Below are 18,356 nucleotides of genomic sequence, written 5' to 3' on the forward strand. Positions count from 1 at the left end.
CTAGCACCATAATAGCGGTCGCTCTTTTACGAAAGAGCGGCCGCCTGACGAAAGTACTTTATGTCCACTCAAAAAACCTTGCTAGAGCGGCGCTACGCCACCCTTGGTATGGCCCTGATCGCACCCACTGTCCTTATTTTCTGTGCCGTCATCGTGTATCCCCTCTTCTCTGCGATCTATCTGTCGTTCTATAGTGTCTTCACGCCGACACTCGAAGGGGAGTGGGTCGGACTGAGCAACTATTCCGAACTGCTTCAGACCGGACGCTTCTGGAATGCCTTGGGCAACACGCTCATCTGGACCATCGGCAGCCTCTTCTTGCAGATCATATTGGGGATCGGGATCGCGTTGGTCCTCCACCAGAACATTTGGTTTCGCAGTCTCGCGCGGTCCTTGATCCTTTTTCCCTACTTCATCTCGACCGTGGTTGCGGTGCTGGTTTGGAAATGGCTGTTCAACGATCTCTACGGGATCCTAAACCACTTGCTGATGAAAGTCGGGATCATCGAGTTTCCGATGGATTTCCTTGGCACGATGCCCAATGCGATGATTTCGGTCATTCTGGTCGGCGCTTGGAAGTATTTCCCCTTCGTAGTGATCGCCGTTCTGGCGCGGCTGCAATCCATTCCCGAATCTCTATATGAGGCGGCCAAGATCGATGGCGCCGGCCCCGTCGCGCGCTTTTTCGACGTCACACTGCCGCAGCTGCGCGACGTTCTGGTCGTGATCATCATGTTGCGCGCCATCTGGGACTTCAAGGAATTCGACATGATCTATCTGCTCACCGGCGGTGGACCACTGGACGACACGCAAACCCTGCCGCTTCTGGTTTACCAAGAGGCTTTCGCACTCAATGACATGGGAATGGCCTCGGCCTATGCGGTCGTGATGATGCTGATCATGCTGGTGTTCATGCTCGTCTACATCCGCCGCACCAAAGATGATGGGGGTGTATGATGCCGACCTTCAAGAAAATCCTTTTCAACCTGTTTGCGTGGTCCATCGTGCTGGCCGTGGCGTTTCCGCTGTTCTGGATGCTGGTCACATCGGTCAAACCGGGGTTCGAGCTGTTCCGCCGTCCGCCGACGATCCTGCCCGAGACGTGGACGCTGGAGCACTACTGGAAACTGTTGAGCGAGACCAACTTCCTTATCTATTTCCGCAACTCGATCATCCTATCGACAGCCACCACTCTGGTCGTCGTTGCGGTTGCCACGCTTGGGGCATTCAGCCTTGTGCGGTTTAAATACCGGGGCCGCGAAAGCCTCGCATTTCTGGTGTTGTTCACCTACCTGCTGCCCTCTGTCGTGCTGATCATTCCGCTCTATCTGCTGATGGTGGGACTGGGCCTGTCAAACACGATCTTCAGCCTCGTGATCGCCTACACGACCTTTGCGCTGCCATATGCCCTGTGGCTGTTGCGGTCATTCATGGCGGGCATTCCTGAGGATCTGGAAAGTGCCGCCCTATGCGACGGAGCCACCCGCATGGGTGCCTTTCGGGACGTGATCCTGCCGCAACTTCTGCCCGGCATCATCTCGACCGCGCTGTTCACTTTCATCCTGAGCTGGAACGAATACCTCTACGCTCTGGTGCTTGTGAACTCCGACGCGTCACGCCCCCTGACAACCGGCGTCATGAACATGCTGATCTCGAGCTTCAACATCGAATGGTCCCTGCTTATGGCAGCGTCCGTGATGATGTCGGTGCCGCTGATCATCGTATTCGCCTTCCTGCAAAGCTATCTGACCCGCGGCTTCGGTGCCGGCGGTGTGAAAGGATAATCCATGGCCGAAGTGGTCTTTTCAAACGTCCAGAAGAAATTCGGCACCTTTACGGCCGTTCACGGTCTGGACCTCAATATCAACGAAGGCGAGTTCGTCTCTCTGCTCGGGCCATCGGGGTGCGGCAAGACGACAACGTTGCGCATGCTCGCGGGGTTGGAGTTTCCAAGCTCGGGCGACATTCGCATCGGGTCGCGCGTGGTCAACGACCTTGCTCCGGGCGAGCGCGACATCGCGATGGTGTTTCAATCCTACGCGCTTTATCCGCATATGACTGTGGGCGACAACATGGCCTATCCGCTCAAGAAGCGCGGGGTAAAGAAGGCCGAGCGTGAGGCGGCAGTCGCCAAGACAGCCGAGCTTTTGCAACTGACGCCTCTGCTGTCGCGCAAACCCCGCCAGCTCTCGGGCGGCCAGCAGCAGCGGGTTGCTCTGGGTCGCGCTTTGGTGCGTGATCCGCAAGTGTTCCTGCTGGACGAACCTCTCTCGAACCTCGATGCGAAGCTGCGCGGCTACATGCGGGTCGAACTCGTCGAACTGCATCGCCGCCTTGGCCGCACCATGGTCTATGTAACCCACGACCAGCTTGAAGCAATGACCATGTCCGACCGGATCGCGGTGATGGAAGGTGGCAAACTGCAGCAATTCGCACCCCCAGCAGAGGTCTACGCCGAACCGGCCAACCGGTTCGTGGCGAGTTTCATCGGAACGCCCGGCATGACCCTGATGGATGGCGATCTGACCCGGCAAGACGGCTGCTGGACGTTTTCCGCACCGGGCCTGTCGCTGCCGGTCGGCCCGCTGAAAGACATCGCACAACCGGGACCTGCGTGTTTCGGCGTGCGGCCCGAACATGTCCGCATCGGCGAAGGCCCCGTGTCCGGTCTCGTTCAGGTGGTCGAAAAGACTGGCCATGAAAACATCGTCATCATCGGCCTCGAGGGCGGCCAGCGGCTGACGGGGCGTGTGCCTGCACCGCAAAGCTGGACGATCGGAGAGTCCGTCCGGCTGTCGTTCGACACCGACTTTGCCCACATCTTTGCCGCCGGCACCCATGGAGAGAGATTGAACCTCACGCAGGCGCCCCGCTCGGCCAATCACCTCAATCTCACGACCGTAAAGACGGAAACCCAGTCATGAACAGAGACAGTATTTCTTGGGGCGGGCCCATGCCCGCCGTCACAACCGCATTTCGCGACGATTATTCGCTGGATGAAGACAGTTACACCGCCAACGTCGACCGTTTGCTGGACGCGGGAGCCACAGGGGTTGTCGCGGCAGGTTGCACCGGTGAATTCTGGGCGCTGTCCTTTGCCGAGCGGTTGCGCCTGACGGAACTGACGGTCGCCTCGTGCAAGGGACGCGGCACGTCGATCGTGGGCACCGGCGCGGTGACCGAAAGCGAAGTGATCGAGCAGATCGACGCTGCACGGGGCGCGGGTGCAGACGGGGCGCTTGTTCTGCCGCCCTACTTTGCCCATCTCACCAAATCAGAGATCATCGCCCATTTCGAAGCGGTCAGCGACAAGGCGACCCTTCCCGTGGTCCTCTACAACATCCCCGGAAACGCCGGCAACGCGATCACGCCCGACATCGCCGACATTCTGGCGGATTTGGATAATGTGGTCGCCATCAAGGAAAGCAGCGGCGACTGGGGGAATTTCCATCGCACACTCGCTGCCGTGAAAGACCGCATTCGCGTCTTCTGCGGCCCCTCATCTACCTTGGGCGTGGCGGCTTCACTGGCCGGTGCCGACGGACACATCGACTGCTTTCCGAACGTCTGGACCGACTGCATGCAAATCTGGCACGCAACGGCTGCCGGTCGCATTGACGACGCCTGGGCGCTTCAGAGGACCGGCATCGCCATGACGGATCTGTACACCGCCAACGGTCGCACGCTCTACCCCGCGACCAAGGCGGTCATGAACGCCAACCGCCTACCCGGTGCAGGTGCCTTACGCCCGCCGCTCCGTCCGCTTTCTGGCACGTCGCTGGAAGAATTGCTGTCGGGCATGGAGCAACTGGTCGCCCCCAAACAGCGCGTCGCTCGAGGCACGCAGAAAATATTCAAGGAGTAATGAAAAATGGATCTCGGTTTAAAAGGACGCAAAGCCATCGTCGCCGCCGCTAGTCGCGGGCTTGGTTTTGCAGCTGCGCGGTCACTTGCACGCGAAGGTGTCTCGGTGATCATGAACGCCCGAACGCAAGGACCGCTGGAAGAGGCGGCACAATCGATCCGTGATGAGTTTGGCGTCGAGGCAATCGCGGTGCCTGCAGACTTTAACACCACTGAGGGCCGAGCAGCCATTCTCGATGCCGCAGGCGGGGCGTGCGATATCCTCGTCAATAACCCCGGCGTGCGGCAGGTCCCCACCCCTTACGACCAGATCACCGCCGAAGACTGGCGATACTGGATGGAAGTGCACTTCATGTCCTCGATCGAGATGATCCAAGCGGTAGCGCCCGGTATGAAGGCGCAGAAGTTCGGACGCATCGTCAACATGTCAGTGAGCTTCATCAAGTTTCCACAGGTTGGCTTTGCGCACACCCACGCCGCGCGCCTTGCGCTGTCGGGGGCCACGGCTGCGATGACCCGTGAACTGATCGGCCACAACGTAACGATCAATTCGGTTTGTCCCGGCCTGTTCGACACGGACGCCTTGCAGACCAACCTGCACGGCCACGCGGAACGGGGCAACACCACCTACGAGGCCATCGTCCAGAACCGGCTGGAAAACTGCCCCGCCGGCCGCTTTGCCGATCCGGCGGAGTGCGGGGACCTGATTGCCTACCTGTGTTCCGATCAGGCGGGGTTCATGTCCGGCCAGAACATCGTCAACGACGGTGGCGTCTATCAGGGACTGTTCTGATGGCAAAAGTCGTCATGGTGTCCGGCGGGGGCCGCGGCCTGGGTGCTGCGATCACACGGGCTCTGATCGAGGCCGACTGGACCGTATCGCTCGGCCTGCGCGATCTGTCCCAGGCGGACGCGTTCGACGGGGCTGTCTCCGCGCATCCGTTCGATGCAATCGATCCAGCATCGGCGCCCGCGTGGGTGGACGCCACGGTGGCTCGGCACGGCCAGCTCGACGCCATCGTCAATAATGCGGGTATCTTGCGCATGGTCGATTTTGACCAAGGCACCGAGGACGATCTGGACGACCTTTGGGCGATCAACGTCAAGGCTCCGTTTCGGCTGATCAAGGCGGCCATGCCCCATCTGCGGACCTGCGGCACGGGACGGGTCGTCAACATCGCCTCGACGGATGCCAAACGGTTCCGTCAGGGCACGTCGATCGGCTACTCGATGACCAAGCACGCGCTCCATGTGCTGACCCAAGCCACCCGCGCGGCGGGCTACGATGACGGCGTGCGCGCCACGGCGCTGTGCCCCGGCGCAATCGACACCGATCTGATCGCAAACATTCCCGGCGTGACGCCAAAGGCCGATCGCCTGACACCGGAAACCGTGGCAGGCCTCGTGACAATGCTTCTGGCCCTGCCCAATCAGGCCAGCGTGCCGGAACTGGTCGCCAACACGAGATATGAGAGCCTGATATGATACCCGACGCCCAACTGAACGACACCCTCGCCGCATGGGACCGCGACCACCTGTTGCATCCCACCACGCACACCGCCAACCACGCCAACGGAACCGTGCCCGGCCGGATCATCACCGGAGGAAAAGGCGTCTATATCACCGACCGCAACGGCACCGAATACCTGGATGCCTTTGCCGCGCTGTATTGCGTGAATGCAGGCTACGGCCGCACCGAAATCGCCGATGCCATCGCCGAGCAGGCCCACAAGCTGGCGTTCTTTCACGCCTTTGCCGGTCACGGAAACGAGCCTGCCATCACGCTCGCGAAGATGGTTATGGACCGCGCGCCCGATCATATGTCGCGCGTGTATTTCGGTCTGTCCGGATCGGACGCAAATGAAACGAACGTCAAGTTGGCATGGCATTACAACATCCTGCGCGGAAAGCCTGAAAAGCGGAAGATCATCAGCCGCTGGCGCGCCTACCACGGCTCCGGCCTCGTGTCGGGTTCGATGACGGGGCTGGCAGCCTACCACGCGCGGTTTCATTTGCCGCTGGACGGGTTCTTGCACACCCATTGCCCTCATTATCTGCGCCGACCCGACCGCGACATGACGCAGGCGCAATACCTCGATTTTCTGATCGCCGAGCTTGAACAGATGATCCTCGATGAAGGGCCGGAGACGGTCTGCGCCTTCATCGGAGAGCCTGCGATGGGCACCGGAGGGCTGATCCCGCCGCCCGAAGGCTACTGGGCCCGCGTGCAAGAGGTGCTGGACCGCCACGACATCCTGTTGATCGCGGACGAGGTCGTTACCGGTTTTGGACGCACCGGCTCCATGTTCGGCTCTCAGCATTACGGATTGCGGCCCGACTTCATAGCCATCGCGAAGGGTCTGACCTCGGCCTACGCACCGCTGTCCGGCTCGATCCTCTCCCAGCGGGTGTTCGACGTGCTGAAACAGGGCTCGGACGACTTTGGCGCATTGGCGCACGGCTGGACCTATTCCGCCCATCCGTTGGGCGCTGCGGCCGGCATCGCGACGCTCGATCTGGTGGACAATCTGTCTCTTGTTGACAACGCGCGCGACACCGGCGCCTACCTGCTGCAGGCCATGAAATACGCCGTCGGCGATCATCCCAACGTCGCCGAGGTGCGCGGAGTCGGCCTGATGGTGGCGGTCGAATTCATGAAGGACCCCGCAGAACGCGAATGGTTCGAGCCCATGACCGTCGGCCCGCAAATCTCAGAGGCAATGACCCGCCTCGGCGTCATCGCCCGCGCCATGCCCGAAGGCAACATCGTCGGCTTCGCCCCGCCCCTTTGCATCAACCGCGACGAAATCGACATCGTCGCAAAGGCGCTGTGCGCCGCAACACACGAGATCTTGTCATGAACGCCCCCCTCCGCCACGCCGACAAAAACTTCGCCCCTCTGATCCGTCAGCAAAACCTGATCGATGGTCGCTGGGTGGATGCTGATTCCTCTGCAACCTTCGATGTGACCGATCCGGCCACCGGCGAGGTCATCGCCACCGTTCCGAATTCCGGAGCCGCAGAGACACGTCGCGCCATCGACGCGGCACACGCCGCCTTTCCGGCCTACGCCGCGATGCCCTTGGGCGAGCGCGTGGCGTTGATGCGCAAGTTGCATCAGGTCATTCTCGACAACCTCGAGCCGTTGGCCGCAATGATGACGGCAGAACAGGGCAAACCCCTGGCCGAGGCGCAGGCGGAAGTGGCCTCCTCTGCCGCCTATGTCCTGTGGTTCGCCGAAGAGGCCCGCCGCGCCGATGGTGCGGTCATCCCCTCGCCAGTGGCGGGACGCAAGCTGATGACCACCCGCCATCCGGTCGGCGTGGTCGCGGCGATCACGCCATGGAACTTCCCCTCGTCGATGCTGGCGCGCAAACTGGGGCCCGCTTTGGCCGCCGGGTGCACCGTGGTCATCAAACCGGCAAGTGCGACGCCGCTGTCGGCCCTCGTCTGGGGCCATCTGGCAGAGCAGTGCGGCTTCCCCCCCGGCGTCGTGAACATCGTCACCGGTAGTGCACGTGCCATCGGCGCCGAAATCACGTCCAACCCGAAGGTCCGCAAGATCACTTTCACGGGGTCCACCGAAATCGGAAAGCAACTGTTGGCCGAGGCATCAGGCACCGTGAAACGGATGTCGATGGAACTGGGCGGTAACGCGCCGTTCATGGTATTTGACGACGCCGACATCGAGGCGGCGATCGACGGCGCCCTGATCGCCAAGTTTCGCAACGCAGGCCAGACCTGCATCTGCACCAATCGCCTGTTCATTCAGAGCGGCATCTATGACCGCTTTGTAGAGGCGTTCTCTGCCCGCGTGGCGGCGCTCAAAGTCGCACCGGGGAACGAGGACGGGGCAGAGCAAGGCCCGCTGGTCGACGCGCAGGCGCTGACCAAGATCGAAGCCATGGTCGCCGATGCCCTGGCCAAGGGCGGCACGCTGGTCACGGGCGGGGCCGCGCACGAACGCGGCGGGCTGTTCTTCCAGCCGACCGTGATCGCCGATGCGACCCCCGACATGCGTGTCACCACCGAGGAAATCTTCGGCCCGCTGGCGCCGATCTACCGGTTCGAGACTGAAGACGACGTCATCGCCGCCGCCAATGACACCGAATTCGGGCTGGCTTGCTATGCCTACACCAAGGACATGGCCCGCATGTTCCGCCTTCAGGACAAAATGGAATACGGGCTGATCGGGATCAACGAGGTGTTGATCGTGATGCCGGAAATCCCGTTTGGCGGGCTGAAGGAGTCCGGCCTCGGAAAGGAAGGGTCCTGGCAGGGGATCGACGACTACCTGGAGACGAAATACACCTGCATCGGCGGCCTTTGATCCATGACAAATCCCTGCATCATCTGTGTCGCGATCACCGGATCGATCCCCACCAAGGCGGCCAACCCGGCCGTGCCGATCACCATTGCCGAACAGATCGAAAGCACCCACGAGGCGTTCGAGGTCGGGGCCTCCATCGCCCACTGCCACGTGCGTGACGACGACGGCAAACCGACGTCCGATCCCGAACGCTTCGCCCGCCTCAAGGAAGGGATCGAACGGCACTGCTCCGGCATGATCGTGCAACTGTCCACCGGTGGGCGGTCCGGTGCGGGCAAGGATCGCGGCGGCATGTTGCCGCTGTCGCCGGACATGGCGTCGCTCTCGGTGGGGTCCAACAACTTTCCCACGCGGGTCTACGAAAACAGCCCCGATCTGGTCGACTGGCTGGCGTCCGAAATGATTGCCCACGACGTGAAACCAGAAATCGAGGCCTTCGATCTCAGCCACATCGTGCAGGCCACCCGCATGGCCGCCGACGGTCGCCTCAAGGGGCCGCTTTACGTGCAATTCGTCATGGGCGTTAAAAACGCCATGCCCGCGGACGAGCGGATTTTCGACTTCTACATCAAAACCCTGAACCGCCTCGCACCCGACGCGCAATGGTGCGCCGCAGGCATCGGGCCGGATCAGTTGACCGTCAACGAATGGTCCATCACCAAGGGCGGCCACACCCGCGCGGGGCTCGAAGACAACGTGCGGCTGGACCGCGACACGCTGGCCCCGTCCAACGCGGCCCTCGTCCAGCGCGCCGCGGACCTGTGCGAGAAATATGAACGCCCCGTCGCCACCTGGCAACAGGCCCGCGAGATTCTGGGGCTTGCCTCATGAATGACGGCATGGCCCCTCAGGACTGGCCCGAAGATCTCTGGCGCGGCCACGTCAACCACGTTCGCGCAGGCAAGCGTCTCGCACCGGACGGCTGGCCCGGCGGCTGCAAGGCCGCCCTCGCCCTTTCGTTCGATTGCGATCATGAAACCTTTGAGATGGGCGCCGGAAAACATGCGGTCGGGCGTTTGGCGTGGGGCGAATTCGGACGCCGCGTCGGCGTGCCGCGCATCCTTGATACATTGCACAAACACAGCGCACAGGCATCGTTTTTCATTCCCGCTGTTTCCGCCCTGATCGACCCTGACGAGCCGCGCCGCATCGTCGGGGCTGGCCACGAAATCGGTGTGCACGGCTGGATTCACGAACCCAACGCGACCCTAACTGAAACCGAGGAACGCGACCTGCTTCACCGGTCCCGTGACACGCTCGAACGGCTTGGCGGGCAACGACCCGTCGGCCATCGCGCGGCCCATTGGGATCTGAGCGACAACACCATCCGACTGGTCGCCGAAGCGGGGTTCCACTACGACACCTCGATGATGGCAGATGACAGCTGCTATGAGCTTTTGTGCAACGGCACGCCTACCGGATTGGTCGAGGTGCCTGTCGACTGGGTGCGCGATGACGCGGTCTATCTGCTGTTCAACCGAACGCCCCCGACGCGCCCGACCCTCACGGCGGACGATGTGCTCGCGATCTTTCTGCGCGAATTCGATGCCGCCTGCGACGAGGGCGGTGTTTGCCAATTGGTCATGCACCCTTTCGTGATCGGTTATCGGTCGCGCATCTGGATCCTCGACGAACTGCTGCGCCACGCCCGTGCGCGCGGCGATGTCTTCATCGGCACTCACGCAGCGATTGCCGCCTACGCAAAGGAAAATGGATAGACCCATGACGCAGGACAGTTTTGCACGTTTCGATCTGGCGCTCGACGCCGCCAAGACACCCGACGACGCCTATCGCGCCCTAGACAGACTTGTGCGCGACACAGTCGGTGTCGATCTGTTCACCATCATGACGATGGATCTGGACGCCATGGAAGCGCGGCGCATCTACACCTCCGACGAGGATAGATATCCCGTGACGGGCACCAAGCAAATTACCAAGGACCGTTGGTACAATCACGTCGTGACCGAAGAGAAAACCTTTGTCGCCAACACGCTCGAAGACATTGCGACCGTGTTTCCGGATGCAAAACTAGTCGGCAGCATGGGCCTTGGCTCTGTGGTGAACATCCCCGTGCGCGAGAACGGCACGCTCATCGCGACCGTCAACATCTCGGACGTGGAGCATCATTATACACCGGAACGTGTGGCGTTCTGTGAGACGGAATTATCAGCCCCAGCGGCGCGAACGATCCAGCGCGGAAAAGAGCTGCAAGGCTAGGCCTGCGCGCCTACTCGGGCTCGGGGCGGTCCTCGAACAGATCGATCGTTCCCGTCCAAAGCAGGCGCACTGTCTTGTCCGACATGTTCGACCAACCATGCGGGCGGGCGGCGTCATAATGGGCGCTGTCGCCCTCGGCCAAGACCATCTTGTTACCGTCGATCGTCAATTCCAGCGCACCGGTAAGGATGAACACAACCTCTTCGCCGCTGTGCGTAACGATCTCGGACGTGTAGCCGGGTTCGAGAACCATGATGAACGACGTGAGTTCATGCCCCGCGAAACTTGCACCGAGGCGTTCGTAGCGGACTTGCGTCGTCCCCATCAGGAATTGCTGACGGTCCTTGGCATGGCTGACGCATTCATTCGGCGTTGGACGGGAAATGAAAAACTCTATTCCGACGCCCAGTGCCTTTGCGATGCTGGCCAGCGTTGTCAGCGTCGGGATGGACTTGTCCCGTTCGATCAGGCTCACGTAGCCGATCGACACACCGGCGTCATCCGCGACCTCTTGCAATGTCAGCTTCAGCTTCTTGCGACGGGCGCGGATGGTTTCGCCCATCCGCAGGCCGGTTATCTCGGTGACTTCATTCAAACGTCTTTCTCCGTCTCAGGGGCCATGGGCAGGCTCTTTTGTCGAGCACGGTCTCCGGCCCCTAGGCTCGATGCGTATAGCTCTTGTGCGTAGGGTTTGGCAAATGTGCCCTCCCTCAACACTTCGATGCCCGCCTGCTCGACCATCCCGCCCTGACGCAGAACACCCAGCCGGTCGCACAGAAAACTGACGACAGGCAACGAATGCGTCACAAGCAGATAGGTCAACCCGCGTTCCTGTCGCAGGCGGACCAGCAGGTTCAGGATTTCGGCCTGCACGCTCACATCGAGGGCGGAGGTCGGTTCGTCCAGCAACAGCAGGTGCGGCTCAAGCATGAGGGCGCGCGCAATGGCGACCCGTTGCCGTTGCCCGCCCGACAACTGATGCGGGAACCGGTAGCGGAACCGGCGGTCCAGCCCGACGGCCTCGAGCATGTCCGCCACCTTTGCCGACCCACCGCCGATGCCATGTATTTTCAACGGCTCCAGCAAGGTGGCGTCGACAGTGCGGCGCGGATGAAGCGAGGCGTAGGGGTCCTGAAACACCATCTGGCAATGGCGCGCGAAGTCGAGGTTGCCATAGGCCACTTGCGTTTCGCCGTCGATCAGCGTTTTGCCGCGCCAGTCCGGGGCCATTCCGACGATCGCACGCAGGATCGTCGACTTGCCGGAACCGCTTTCCCCCACCAAAGCGTAACTTTTGCCTTTGGCCACGGAAAACGACACGCCCTTGACGACGTCGACCCGTCCATAGCGGACAAACAGGTTTTCTACGTGCAGCGCCGGGTTCATGTTTCGTATACCTCGGAGCGGTCCATCACCGGAAGCACGGTGCGCGTCTCGTTCATGCGAGGCACAGCCGCCAAGAGCCCCTTCGTGTAGGGATGGCGCGCCGCATGCAACTGGTCTGCCGCCAATTCTTCCACGACCTCGCCCTGACGCATCACCAGAACGCGGTCGCAATACCGTGCGACCAGTTCAAGGTCGTGACTGATCAGAATCAAACCCATTCCGTTTTTCAGAATCATCTGCTCGATCAGGTCGAGCACCTGCGCCTGCACGCTCACATCAAGGGCAGAGGTCGGTTCGTCCGCGATCAGGATGTCGGGCTGCGGGATCAGCATCATCGCGATCATCACGCGCTGTCCCATCCCGCCGGACACCTGATGCGGATACAGTTTCATCACGTGTTGAGGATCATCGATGCGGACCTGTTCAAGCATGTCACAGACACGGGCGTGTATTTCGCGGCGCGGAAGCTTTTCGTGCAGGCGCAGGGCTTCGGCGATCTGGACACCGATCGTCATCACCGGATTGAGCGAATACTTCGGGTCCTGCATCACCAACGAAATCCGTGCACCGCGCACGGCGCGCATTTGGCGTTCATTGAGCGACGGAAGGTCCATGCCATCGAATACCAGCCTGTCTATCGTGACCCGCGCGGGCGGCTTCAGCAGCCGCAACAAGGCGCGCCCGGTAAGGGATTTACCCGAACCGCTCTCTCCGACGATGCCCAGACGTTCGCGGCCCAGATCGAAGGACACGCCTTTGACGACGTCCACCGGACCACGCGGGCCGGAAAAGGAGACGCGCAGGTTGCGCAGTTGTAGCAAGGGCGCGCTCATCGCCCGTCCCTCTGGCGCGGATCAAGCACGTCGCGCAGCCCGTCGCCCAGAAAACAAAAGCCGAGACTGATGATGATGATAGCAAGTCCGGGCATCGTCGCGACCCACCATTGATCAAGGATGAACGACCGCCCGCGCGAGATCATCGCCCCCCATTCCGGCAAGGGCGGCTGCGCGCCGAGGCCCAGAAAGCCCAGCCCAGCGGCCGTCAGGATAATGCCGGCCATATCAAGGGTCACGCGGATGATCGTGGACGACATGCACAGCGGCAACACGTGCAGCCCGATGATGCGCATGTTCGAGGCGCCTTGCAGTTGAACCGCCGCGATGAATTCCGAATTGCGAAACGTCAGCGTTTCGGCCCGCGCGATCCGGGCATAGGCGGGCCATGCCGTCACCGCAATCGCGATGATCGCGTTCTGCAATCCCGCCCCCAGTGCCGCCACGAACGCCAGCGCCATGATCAACTTGGGCAGCGAGAGGAACACGTCCGTGACAGCCATCAGGACGCGGTCTGTCCAGCCTCCGAAATAGCCCGCGATCGCACCGATCAGCAGGCCCAGCGGCGCAGAGATCACGGCTACCATGACTACGATCAACAGCGTGATGCGCGACCCGTGAATGATCCGGCTCAGGATATCGCGGCCCAATTCGTCCGTGCCCAGCCAGTTCTCGGCACTGGGTGGCATGAGCCGCATCGAAAGGTTCTGGCCAGTCGGCGAATACGGCGCAAGCCACGGCGCGAACATCGCGACCAGCACCAGCAAACCGACAATCACCGCCCCCAGCATCGCCAGTGGATTGCGCGCAAAACTGCGCGAGATCGCGTAGATCTGGCCCGCCTGTGCCTGCCAACGAGAGTCAGGCGCATCGGCCGTCAACCAGAGCTTCATGGCCCCCATCGTCAATGGCTCCTCGGATCGAAGATATGATAAAGCACGTCGGACGTGCGGTTGATCACGATGAACACGGCGCCGATCAGGATCGTCGCCCCAAGGACCGCGTTCATGTCCGCCGTCAAAAGCGCCGTCGTCAGGTAATTTCCGATGCCGGGCCAAGAGAACACGATCTCGACCATGACCGACCCTTCCAGAAGAACCGCGTAGGACAGCCCGATCACGGTGATCAATTGGACCCGGATCGGATAAAACGCATGTTTCCAGATCACGGCCCGCTCACTCGCGCCTTTGACCCGCGCGGTGGTGACAAATTCCTGCTGGAGCTGTTCAAGCATGAACGACCGTGTCATGCGCGCGATATAGGCCAGACTGAAAAAGCCGAGGATGGCGGACGGCAACACCAGATGCGACAGCGCGTTTCGCAGAATCACCCAGTCGCCTGCAAGGATCGCATCCACCGTGAGGATGCCTGTCACCGTGGGCACCAGCCCGTCGTAGAAAATATCAAGCCGTCCCGGCCCTGCGGACCAGCCAAGCCCCGCGTAGAACACGGCCAAAGCGACCAGCCCCATCCAGAATGCAGGCACCGCATAGCCCAGCAAACCGAGCACCCGGATGATCTGGTCAAGCCAGCTTCCGGCATGGGCCGCCGCAACCACACCCATCGGCACGCCAAGCACCACACCGATCAGGATGCCGAACGTTGCCATTTCGAAGGTCGCGGGAAAGTAGCGGATCAGATCCTCCATCACCGGACGGCCCGTGGACAGCGACATGCCGAAATCTCCCGTGACGACATCGCGCACATAGATGGCGAATTGCTGGATCAACGGGCGGTCCAACCCCATTTCGAGGAATGTCGCATCGTAAACCTCTTGCGAGGCACGGTCGCCGACGACCGCAACGACGGGGTCGATCGGAACGACGCGCCCGATAAAAAAGGTGATCGCAAGCAGGCCAAGAAATGTCATCGCCGTCACGACCCCGAACCGCGCCACGATGCCCGCACCGCCCAGCAGACGATGGGTGCGGCGCAGATCGCCATCAGGTGTGAGGGCACTCATGCTTGCCAACCTCCAGACACAGGAATGTTCGCATTACGAACAAAAGTTCTTTGAATGTAAAGTCATCTTTGCTAGCATTAAAGAAGTTTTACTGCCGCCGTTTGTCAAGGCATCAGAATCGGCCCTGACTGTTCAGGTTCCGTCGACGTTCGATCCAACATGGAGTTTCAATCATGAAGACATTCACCCGCACCATCGCAGCAGCGTTACTGACCGTGCCGCTGCTTTCGACCAGCGCTCTTGCGGAAACGCCGCCCGGCGTGCTCGTCGTGGCGCAAAATATCGACGATATTGTCGCCATCGACCCCGCGCAGGCCTATGAATTCACATCCAGCGAAATCATGGCCAACGTCTATGACCGACTTGTCCAGTACGAGGCCGAAGACACCACCCTTCTGGTCGGCGGTTTGGCCGAAAGCTGGGAGGCTGACGCCGAAAGCAAGACCATCACCTTTACGCTGCGCGACGGTGTGTCGTTTCACTCGGGTAATCCCGTGCGCGCGGAAGACGTGGTGTTTTCGTTCGCCCGCGTTGTAAAGCTTGAAAAGAACCCGGCGTTCATTCTGACCCAGCTGGGCTGGACCCCCGAGAACGTCGAAGAGATGGTCACAGGCGAAGGCAACACCGTGACGGTTCAATACACCGGCGACTATTCACAGAACTTTGTGCTCAACGTTCTGGCGGCGCGGCCTGCGTCAATCGTGGACCGTGAATTGGTCATGGAAAACGAGGTCGACGGCGACCTTGGCAACGCCTGGCTGAACCAGAACACCGCCGGATCGGGGGCCTTCGTTCTCGATGCGTACCGCCCGTCGGAACTGCTGCGTTTTGCCGCAAACCCAGACTATTACCGTGGCGCGCCCGCGATGGATCAGGTCATCGTGCGCCACGTGGCAGAGGCGGCAACCCAGCAATTGCTGTTGCAGCAAGGTGACGTCGACATCGCCCGCAACATGACGCCGGAACAGATCGCCAGCTTGCCCGACGACGGCTTCGAGGTCGGGACGTATAAACAGGCGACCGTGCATTTCATCGCGTACAACCTGAAAGTGGACGCGTTGAACAACCCTGCCCTTTGGGAAGCATCCCGTTACCTGATCGACTATGACGGTCTGGCCGACACGCTGCTTTTGGGCCAGATGGAGAAACACCAGGCTTTCTGGCCGACCGGTTTCCCCGGCGCTTTGGAAGAGACCCCGTTCAGCTACGACCCTGAACGCGCCAAGCAGATCCTCGAAGATGCAGGCGTTGAGCTGCCGATCACGGTCGAACTGGATGTGTTCAACTTCGCCCCTTTCACCGATGTAGCGCAATCCATCCAGGCAAGCTTTGCCGATGCCGGTATCAACTTCGAAATCACGCCGGGTACTACCGCAGGCATCATCACCAAGTATCGTGCCCGCGAGCATGAAGCGATCATGCTGTACTGGGGGCCGGACTTCAACGATCCACACTCCAACGCAAAGGCCTTTGCCTATAACGCCGACAACTCGGACGATGCCTATATCTCGACGACGACATGGCGCAACGCGTGGGCCGTGCCGGAAGAGTTCAACGAGCGAACAATGGCCGCGCTGGTCGAGTCCGATCCGGAGGTGCGCAACCAGATGTATCTGGACCTTCAGAGTGACGTGCAAAACGCCGCGCCCTTCTTCATCATGTTCCAGGGGACACTTCAGGTCGGCATGGCTGACAACGTGGAAGGCTACGTCCACGGCGCAAGCTCCGACCTCGTCTTCTACCGCCTGGTCGAGAAAAGCTGATCTCGCCCGACCTTCAAAATGCGAACAGCCGCCGGATGTCCGGCGGCTGTTTCTTTTTGTGAAGCTGATGCGCGAAAAACTTACTCGTCGCTGAAAATCTGCGGATACATGAACCGGATCGCGGCGGCGTCCATCTCGGTCTTGAACGGGTGCTGACCCGGCAATGCAAGGGCACGCTGCGCAGCAGGCCGCTCGTTCAGCTCGTCCATAAGACCTTTGATGTTGGTGAAGCCTGCTGCGGAGTCGTTGTCCAGCATGAACGGAATACGCGGCGCCCACCCCCAAACCGCCATGTCGACGATGGTATAGTCATCGCCCAGCATATAGCGTCCCTTGCCCAGCTGGTCGTCTATGATCTGCCAATGACGGCGCGCCTCAAAGCGGTATCGCTTGACGGCATACGGGCTTTTGTCGACGGCGAAATGCTGGAAATGCACCGCTTGCCCGGAATACGGCCCGACGCCGGAGGCCACGAAAAAAAGCCACGACAACATCGGTCCGCGCAAAGCGGCATCTTGCGGCAGAAAAGTTCCTGTCTTCTCGGCCAGATAAAGCAGGATCGCATTACTATCAAACAGTGACACCCCGTCGTCGATCAGCGCCGGCAGCTTGGCGTTCGGATTGATCGACAGGAATTCAGGCGTGTGCTGCTGGCCCAGTTTGGTGTCCAACGGTTTGGCGCGATACACAAGGCCGCTTTCTTCAAGGAACAGCGCCACCTTCATCGGGTTCGGGGCGGCGTTGAAATAGAAATCAATCATTGGATGTACTCTCGGGGATGCGTGAAAAATGAAAAACCGCGCCCGCCGTCCATGGTCGGACAGGCGCGCGCGGTCTGGAGGTGTCAGTCCGGTCCCGACATCAGGTCATTCGATGATGATCAGGTCCTGAAATCCGGATGTCAGCGCCTCGCCACCGTGGGGGCGGGCAACGATGCAATCCTCGACACGGGCGCTGACCGATCCGTCCTGGAAGATCGACGGCTCGATCGTAAAGATCATCCCTTCTTCGACCATTGTCTTGTCGTCCTTGGTCAGGAATGGCGGTTCGTGAACGTCCCACCCGATCCCGTGACCCAAACGGTGGCGGAACTTGTCGCCGTAGCCAGCGTCATCAATGACGTCGCGTGCGGCTTTGTCGACCGCTTCACATGTGACCGAACCGGACTTAAGCGCCTCGATGCCGGCACGTTGGCTGTCCATGATCAGCTTATGAACCAGCACCTGTTCCTCGCTCGGCTGCCCGAAGCAGACCGTGCGCCCAAAGTCGTAGCACATCCCGTCCAGGATCGCGCCGAAATCGAACAACACAGATACCGGCGGCGTCAGCACCCGGGGCCAGCTCGCTAGTTTATCCCCGAACTTTAGCGGGTGGTTCGGCCCGGTGTTATAAAGCGACGTGGTGAAAGACGGCCCCAGAGAGCCGTGCTTTTTCATCTGGTAGTCGATCTCGGAAACGGCATCGAGTTCGGTCATCCCGATCTTCATCTGCGCCACTGTCGCGGCAAACGCTTTTTCGGTAATCACTCCGGCCGCCCGCAGCTTTTCGATCTCGTCCGCATCCTTGATCACCCGCATAGGGCGCAACAGATCGGTGCCAGAGGCAAAGCGCACGCCAGAGATCAGGTTTTGCAACTCAATCAGAGATTCAGCCTCGGCATCGTCGCTGACCGCAACGGTGGCGCCATCTTTGACGTTCAGGTCGGCGATGATCTTGCGCACCATGTCGCGCGGGTCATCCCAGTCGCCCAAGACCCGCACGTCCATGCCATCGGTGCCTCCGATCTGTCCGAACTCCGCCGTCATACGCGGCAGCGTCAGGATCGGGTCGCGGCCGGGCGCGATCCACATGCCCTCCAGCCACATTCCGGGATGCAAGTTGCGTCCATAGGTCGGAATTTCGCGGTGAATGCCGGTCACATAATCCAGATCGGTTCCCATCGGGAAAAAGATCAGATCGGCCTTGCCGTCGATCAGTCCGAGAAACTTTTTCATTCTTTG

Annotated in this window: 19 protein-coding genes; 12 read left to right on the forward strand and 7 right to left on the reverse strand. The window is 60.8% G+C overall.

The features are described from left to right. The first annotated feature begins 108 nt into the window (after window positions 1–108). From GZH79_RS03870 to GZH79_RS03920, 11 genes are read left to right on the forward strand one after another with little or no spacing between them, the layout of a single operon-like run. On the forward strand, window positions 109–957 hold the full coding sequence (locus GZH79_RS03870) for a sugar ABC transporter permease (RefSeq protein ID WP_211642010.1): 849 nt from the start codon (window positions 109–111) through the stop codon (window positions 955–957). Next, window positions 954–1,784, forward strand: coding sequence for a carbohydrate ABC transporter permease (locus GZH79_RS03875; protein ID WP_211642011.1), 831 nt, complete (start codon window positions 954–956; stop codon window positions 1,782–1,784). The genes GZH79_RS03870 and GZH79_RS03875 overlap by 4 nt, the downstream gene beginning before the upstream one ends. Before the next feature lie 3 nt (window positions 1,785–1,787). Then, a complete protein-coding gene (locus GZH79_RS19190) occupies window positions 1,788–2,924 on the forward strand; it encodes an ABC transporter ATP-binding protein (RefSeq protein WP_211642012.1) in 1,137 nt (378 codons plus the stop codon). A gap of 29 nt (window positions 2,925–2,953) precedes the next feature. After that, complete coding sequence (locus GZH79_RS03885) at window positions 2,954–3,865, forward strand: dihydrodipicolinate synthase family protein (protein WP_211642013.1); 912 nt, start codon at window positions 2,954–2,956, stop codon at window positions 3,863–3,865. Between the two features lie 6 nt (window positions 3,866–3,871). Then, window positions 3,872–4,657, forward strand: coding sequence for an SDR family oxidoreductase (locus GZH79_RS03890; RefSeq protein WP_211642015.1), 786 nt, complete (start codon window positions 3,872–3,874; stop codon window positions 4,655–4,657). Beyond that, complete coding sequence (locus GZH79_RS03895) at window positions 4,657–5,349, forward strand: SDR family NAD(P)-dependent oxidoreductase (protein WP_211642019.1); 693 nt, start codon at window positions 4,657–4,659, stop codon at window positions 5,347–5,349. Before GZH79_RS03890 ends, GZH79_RS03895 begins: the two co-directional genes overlap by 1 nt. Then, complete coding sequence (locus tag GZH79_RS03900; protein WP_211642020.1) at window positions 5,346–6,725, forward strand: aminotransferase class III-fold pyridoxal phosphate-dependent enzyme; 1,380 nt, start codon at window positions 5,346–5,348, stop codon at window positions 6,723–6,725. Before GZH79_RS03895 ends, GZH79_RS03900 begins: the two co-directional genes overlap by 4 nt. Continuing rightward, complete coding sequence (locus tag GZH79_RS03905) at window positions 6,722–8,194, forward strand: NAD-dependent succinate-semialdehyde dehydrogenase (RefSeq protein WP_211642021.1); 1,473 nt, start codon at window positions 6,722–6,724, stop codon at window positions 8,192–8,194. The genes GZH79_RS03900 and GZH79_RS03905 overlap by 4 nt, the downstream gene beginning before the upstream one ends. Window positions 8,195–8,197: 3 nt before the next feature. Then, window positions 8,198–9,025 carry a 3-keto-5-aminohexanoate cleavage protein gene (locus GZH79_RS03910; protein WP_211642022.1) on the forward strand — a complete coding sequence of 276 codons (828 nt, stop codon included), beginning with the start codon at window positions 8,198–8,200 and terminating at the stop codon, window positions 9,023–9,025. Beyond that, a complete protein-coding gene (locus GZH79_RS03915; RefSeq protein WP_249218972.1) occupies window positions 9,022–9,912 on the forward strand; it encodes a polysaccharide deacetylase in 891 nt (296 codons plus the stop codon). Before GZH79_RS03910 ends, GZH79_RS03915 begins: the two co-directional genes overlap by 4 nt. Window positions 9,913–9,916: 4 nt before the next feature. Next, window positions 9,917–10,411, forward strand: a complete 495-nt coding sequence (locus GZH79_RS03920) for a GAF domain-containing protein (RefSeq protein ID WP_211642024.1) — start codon at window positions 9,917–9,919, stop codon at window positions 10,409–10,411. Between the two features lie 10 nt (window positions 10,412–10,421). Here GZH79_RS03920 and GZH79_RS03925 read toward each other — a convergent pair whose 3' ends face one another. From GZH79_RS03925 to GZH79_RS03945, 5 genes are read right to left on the reverse strand one after another with little or no spacing between them, the layout of a single operon-like run. Beyond that, the gene (locus tag GZH79_RS03925) at window positions 10,422–11,006 is read right to left on the reverse strand and encodes a cupin domain-containing protein (protein ID WP_211642026.1); all 585 of its coding nucleotides are present in this window, start codon (window positions 11,004–11,006) and stop codon (window positions 10,422–10,424) included. Continuing rightward, window positions 11,003–11,797 carry an ABC transporter ATP-binding protein gene (locus GZH79_RS03930; protein ID WP_211642028.1) on the reverse strand — a complete coding sequence of 265 codons (795 nt, stop codon included), beginning with the start codon at window positions 11,795–11,797 and terminating at the stop codon, window positions 11,003–11,005. Before GZH79_RS03930 ends, GZH79_RS03925 begins: the two co-directional genes overlap by 4 nt. Then, window positions 11,794–12,630 carry an ABC transporter ATP-binding protein gene (locus GZH79_RS03935; RefSeq protein ID WP_211642031.1) on the reverse strand — a complete coding sequence of 279 codons (837 nt, stop codon included), beginning with the start codon at window positions 12,628–12,630 and terminating at the stop codon, window positions 11,794–11,796. The genes GZH79_RS03930 and GZH79_RS03935 overlap by 4 nt, the downstream gene beginning before the upstream one ends. Next, window positions 12,627–13,532: an ABC transporter permease gene (locus GZH79_RS03940; protein WP_211642033.1), complete on the reverse strand. Its 906-nt coding sequence runs from the start codon at window positions 13,530–13,532 to the stop codon at window positions 12,627–12,629. The genes GZH79_RS03935 and GZH79_RS03940 overlap by 4 nt, the downstream gene beginning before the upstream one ends. Window positions 13,533–13,534: 2 nt before the next feature. Further along, window positions 13,535–14,593, reverse strand: a complete 1,059-nt coding sequence (locus GZH79_RS03945) for an ABC transporter permease (protein ID WP_211642035.1) — start codon at window positions 14,591–14,593, stop codon at window positions 13,535–13,537. A 173-nt stretch (window positions 14,594–14,766) separates the two neighbouring features. Between GZH79_RS03945 and GZH79_RS03950 the strand changes: the two genes are divergently transcribed. Further along, the gene (locus GZH79_RS03950) at window positions 14,767–16,356 is read left to right on the forward strand and encodes an ABC transporter substrate-binding protein (protein ID WP_211642037.1); all 1,590 of its coding nucleotides are present in this window, start codon (window positions 14,767–14,769) and stop codon (window positions 16,354–16,356) included. Window positions 16,357–16,436: 80 nt separating this feature from the next. Here the strand turns inward: GZH79_RS03950 and GZH79_RS03955 are convergent, their stop codons facing one another. Further along, window positions 16,437–17,117 (reverse strand): glutathione S-transferase N-terminal domain-containing protein, encoded by a 681-nt coding sequence (locus GZH79_RS03955; RefSeq protein ID WP_211642039.1) that lies wholly within the window; start codon window positions 17,115–17,117, stop codon window positions 16,437–16,439. Window positions 17,118–17,222: 105 nt separating this feature from the next. Further along, window positions 17,223–18,350, reverse strand: coding sequence for a M24 family metallopeptidase (locus tag GZH79_RS03960; RefSeq protein WP_211642041.1), 1,128 nt, complete (start codon window positions 18,348–18,350; stop codon window positions 17,223–17,225). Window positions 18,351–18,356: the final 6 nt, after the last annotated feature.

The sequence above is a fragment of the Loktanella sp. SALINAS62 genome (assembly GCF_018263905.1).
GTDB lineage: Bacteria > Pseudomonadota > Alphaproteobacteria > Rhodobacterales > Rhodobacteraceae > Loktanella.

What these genes read in the sequence shown, in the direction of transcription:
- GZH79_RS03870 (WP_211642010.1), top strand. Translation starts at nt 109, where the DNA reads ATGGCCCTGATCGCACCCACTGTCCTTATTTTCTGTGCCGTCATCGTG.
- GZH79_RS03875 (WP_211642011.1), top strand. Translation starts at nt 954, where the DNA reads ATGATGCCGACCTTCAAGAAAATCCTTTTCAACCTGTTTGCGTGGTCC.
- GZH79_RS03885 (WP_211642013.1), top strand. Translation starts at nt 2,954, where the DNA reads ATGCCCGCCGTCACAACCGCATTTCGCGACGATTATTCGCTGGATGAA.
- GZH79_RS03930 (WP_211642028.1), bottom strand. Translation starts at nt 11,797, where the DNA reads ATGAACCCGGCGCTGCACGTAGAAAACCTGTTTGTCCGCTATGGACGG.
- GZH79_RS03915 (WP_249218972.1), top strand. Translation starts at nt 9,022, where the DNA reads ATGAATGACGGCATGGCCCCTCAGGACTGGCCCGAAGATCTCTGGCGC.
- GZH79_RS03905 (WP_211642021.1), top strand. Translation starts at nt 6,722, where the DNA reads ATGAACGCCCCCCTCCGCCACGCCGACAAAAACTTCGCCCCTCTGATC.
- GZH79_RS19190 (WP_211642012.1), top strand. Translation starts at nt 1,788, where the DNA reads ATGGCCGAAGTGGTCTTTTCAAACGTCCAGAAGAAATTCGGCACCTTT.
- GZH79_RS03895 (WP_211642019.1), top strand. Translation starts at nt 4,657, where the DNA reads ATGGCAAAAGTCGTCATGGTGTCCGGCGGGGGCCGCGGCCTGGGTGCT.
- GZH79_RS03945 (WP_211642035.1), bottom strand. Translation starts at nt 14,593, where the DNA reads ATGAGTGCCCTCACACCTGATGGCGATCTGCGCCGCACCCATCGTCTG.
- GZH79_RS03890 (WP_211642015.1), top strand. Translation starts at nt 3,872, where the DNA reads ATGGATCTCGGTTTAAAAGGACGCAAAGCCATCGTCGCCGCCGCTAGT.
- GZH79_RS03910 (WP_211642022.1), top strand. Translation starts at nt 8,198, where the DNA reads ATGACAAATCCCTGCATCATCTGTGTCGCGATCACCGGATCGATCCCC.
- GZH79_RS03940 (WP_211642033.1), bottom strand. Translation starts at nt 13,532, where the DNA reads ATGGGGGCCATGAAGCTCTGGTTGACGGCCGATGCGCCTGACTCTCGT.
- GZH79_RS03920 (WP_211642024.1), top strand. Translation starts at nt 9,917, where the DNA reads ATGACGCAGGACAGTTTTGCACGTTTCGATCTGGCGCTCGACGCCGCC.
- GZH79_RS03960 (WP_211642041.1), bottom strand. Translation starts at nt 18,350, where the DNA reads ATGAAAAAGTTTCTCGGACTGATCGACGGCAAGGCCGATCTGATCTTT.
- GZH79_RS03955 (WP_211642039.1), bottom strand. Translation starts at nt 17,117, where the DNA reads ATGATTGATTTCTATTTCAACGCCGCCCCGAACCCGATGAAGGTGGCG.
- GZH79_RS03950 (WP_211642037.1), top strand. Translation starts at nt 14,767, where the DNA reads ATGAAGACATTCACCCGCACCATCGCAGCAGCGTTACTGACCGTGCCG.
- GZH79_RS03935 (WP_211642031.1), bottom strand. Translation starts at nt 12,630, where the DNA reads ATGAGCGCGCCCTTGCTACAACTGCGCAACCTGCGCGTCTCCTTTTCC.
- GZH79_RS03900 (WP_211642020.1), top strand. Translation starts at nt 5,346, where the DNA reads ATGATACCCGACGCCCAACTGAACGACACCCTCGCCGCATGGGACCGC.